Origin of the sequence: Rhizorhabdus sp. (genome assembly GCF_018006725.1) — a bacterium.
Classification (GTDB): Bacteria; Pseudomonadota; Alphaproteobacteria; order Sphingomonadales; family Sphingomonadaceae; genus Rhizorhabdus.
Genome location: NZ_JAGMXV010000457.1, coordinates 1 through 2,603, shown reverse-complemented (window position 1 = coordinate 2,603; position 2,603 = coordinate 1). Strand labels below are relative to the sequence as shown.

The window sequence follows — 2,603 nt, the reverse complement described above, 5'->3', positions numbered from 1 at the left end:
GCCCATCGGATAGCCAGTCAGGTTTCATCGTCAACTCCGCAATACAGAATCAATTTCTAATAGTATAGATCCCCTCTTTGGTTCCTCAAGGTCGATCATGTGGTTTTAACAAATAAATCGGCTATAATGCCAGCACACCTGGCGGCGATCATCAAGACCGCACCGCTGCGCTACAAGATCTTCGAGATACCCAAGAAGGCGGGGGGCGTTCGTGAAGTCGCACAGCCAGCACGCGAGGTCAAGGCCATACAGCGGTGGCTAATGCAAGAATTAGTGCGCTGGCTGCCCGTTCATGACGGCGCAACGGCTTATCGCCAGGGAGCGTCCATACGAAAGAATGCTGAAGCCCATAGGCATAGCCGATACATGCTGAAGCTTGACTTCACGAGCTTTTTCCCCTCCATTTTAGCTGATGATATTTACGCTCACCTTGAGCGCCATTGCTCTCAGCATTTGGATGCCTCGGCGCGCAAATTGATTGCATACGTTTGTTGTTGGGCTCGAAAACGCCAGCCTCCGCTTCGCCTCTGCATCGGTGCACCGAGTTCACCGCTACTCTCGAACAGCATTATGTTCGAGTTCGACACTCGGGTTTCTTCGATGGCTAATGAAGACGGTATCGTCTACACGCGATACGCGGACGACATAACGCTATCGTGCCGCAATCGTGGACGGCTTGACTGCTATGTTGATGTCGTGGAGAGACTTCTATCTGACATTGCCTACCCGCGGCTGACGCTGAACCAGGCGAAGACTGTTCGAGCGTCACGGGCCGGTAGGCGGATAGTCACCGGTTTGATCCTAACGCCCGAAGGCGGAGTCTCCATCGGCAGACAGCGGAAGCGCCTGATTCGGGCGATGTATCATCGCAAGGTTCTTGGGCAGCTCGCTCCCGATGATTTACTTCAGCTAGAAGGCTTTCTCTCCTTTGCTGATAGCATCGAGCCGGGCTTCTCCCGCCGACTGGGCCACTTGGATGATGGCGAGACCTCTTAGCCGCCCCCAATGCCGCCCCATTACGGCGCGAGCGAATTGTTAGGGCCATGCGCCTTTCAGCGTGCGAGTGGTTTTCCGCAGTGGGTGCAGCGGAACGGTTTAGCTGGGAACCGTTGCAGGCGACGAGCTGTGACCAACTGCTTGACCGCGCCGCGGGCGGCGTGGTGTTCACCACCATCCAGAAGTTCGCCGAGGCCCAGGGGGTAATCTCCGAGCGAACCAATATCGTGGTCCTGGCGGACGAGGCGCACCGCAGCCAGTACGGCTTTGTCGAGGGCGGCGCGCGCTGGATGCGCGAGGCGCTGCCGAACGCGACCTTCGTCGGTTTCACCGGCACGCCGCTGGAGCGCGACGATAAGAACACTATCCATGTCTTCGGCGACTATGCGGACGTCTACGACATCCGCCAGGCGGTGGAGGACGGCGCCACCCGGCCGCTGTATTACGAGTCGCACATCGTCAAGCTCAAGGTGGACGAGGATGGTGTGCGGGTGGCCGAGGGCGAGGTGGAATACATCGTCAACGTCGATCGCGACGGCGGAAGCCCGGACGAGCGCATCCGCGTCCAGTTGGAGTCGCTGGTCGGCGCCCCGGAGCGCTTGGAGCGCCTGGCCGCCTTTATCGTCGAACACTGGGAGAAGCGGCGCGCGGCGATGGAGGGCAAGGCGATGGTGGTGACCATGAGCCGCGACATCGCCGCCCGGCTCTATGAGCAGATCCGCCTGCTGCGCCCGGCCTGGCACGACGCCGACGACGGGCGCGGGGCAATGAAGGTGGTCGTCACCGGTAGCGCCGAGGACCCGGAGCCGTTGCGCGGCCATGTTCGCACCAAGGCGGAGCGCAAGCGGCTGGCCGAACGTTTCAAGGACCCAGCGGATGACTTGCGCCTGGTCATCGTCTGCGATATGTGGCTGACCGGCTTCGACTGCCCGCCGGCGCACACGATGTATCTCGATAAGCCGCTGGCCGGGCACAACCTGATGCAGGCCATGGCGCGGGTCAACCGGGTCTGGGGTGACAAGCCGGGCGGTCTGATCGTGGACCTGCTCGGGCTCGCAGACCAATTGGCCGATGCGCTCGCCACCTACAGCCGCGCCGGCGGCACCGGGCAGGCGGTGCGACAGGTACAGGACGAGGCGGTGCCGGCGATGCAATCGGCCTTCGAGAAGCTGTGTGACTTCTTCCACGGCTGCGACTACGTCCGGGCACTCGACGCGGCGCCCCGCGACGTGCTGCCGGTCTACCTCGCCGCCATTGATCATATGCTGGGCCAGAACGACGGCTGGAAGCGCTTTCGCACACTGGTCAAGGAACTGGCGACCGGCTTCGCGCTGGCCGTGCCGCGGCCGGAAACCGACCTGATCGCGCCGCATCTGGCCTTTTTCCAGCGCGCGGCGGCGATGATCCGCAAGCGGCTGGCGGACGACGGCGATCGTCCGGACGGCCGCGCCCGGCAGCGCGACATCGACGCAGCGGTGCGACAGGTGATCGGCGGGGCGGTGGATGCGGACGAGGTGATCGATCTCTTTGCGGTGGCCGGCCTCGACGAGGCGCGGCTGGACATCCTGAGCGACGAGTTCCTGGAGCGCGTGGCCGCGCTGGAACAG

Annotated in this window: 2 protein-coding genes; both read left to right on the top strand. The window is 62.5% G+C overall.

Annotation, left to right across the window (positions count from 1 at the left end):
* Positions 1-99 precede the first annotated feature (99 nt).
* Positions 100-996 (top strand): retron St85 family RNA-directed DNA polymerase, encoded by an 897-nt coding sequence (locus KAY22_RS27780; protein ID WP_296626270.1) that lies wholly within the window; start codon positions 100-102, stop codon positions 994-996.
* 47 nt (positions 997-1,043) lie between these two features.
* Positions 1,044-2,603 (top strand): type I restriction enzyme endonuclease domain-containing protein (locus KAY22_RS27775; RefSeq protein ID WP_296626269.1); only part of this gene is annotated, 1,560 nt, incomplete at its 3' end.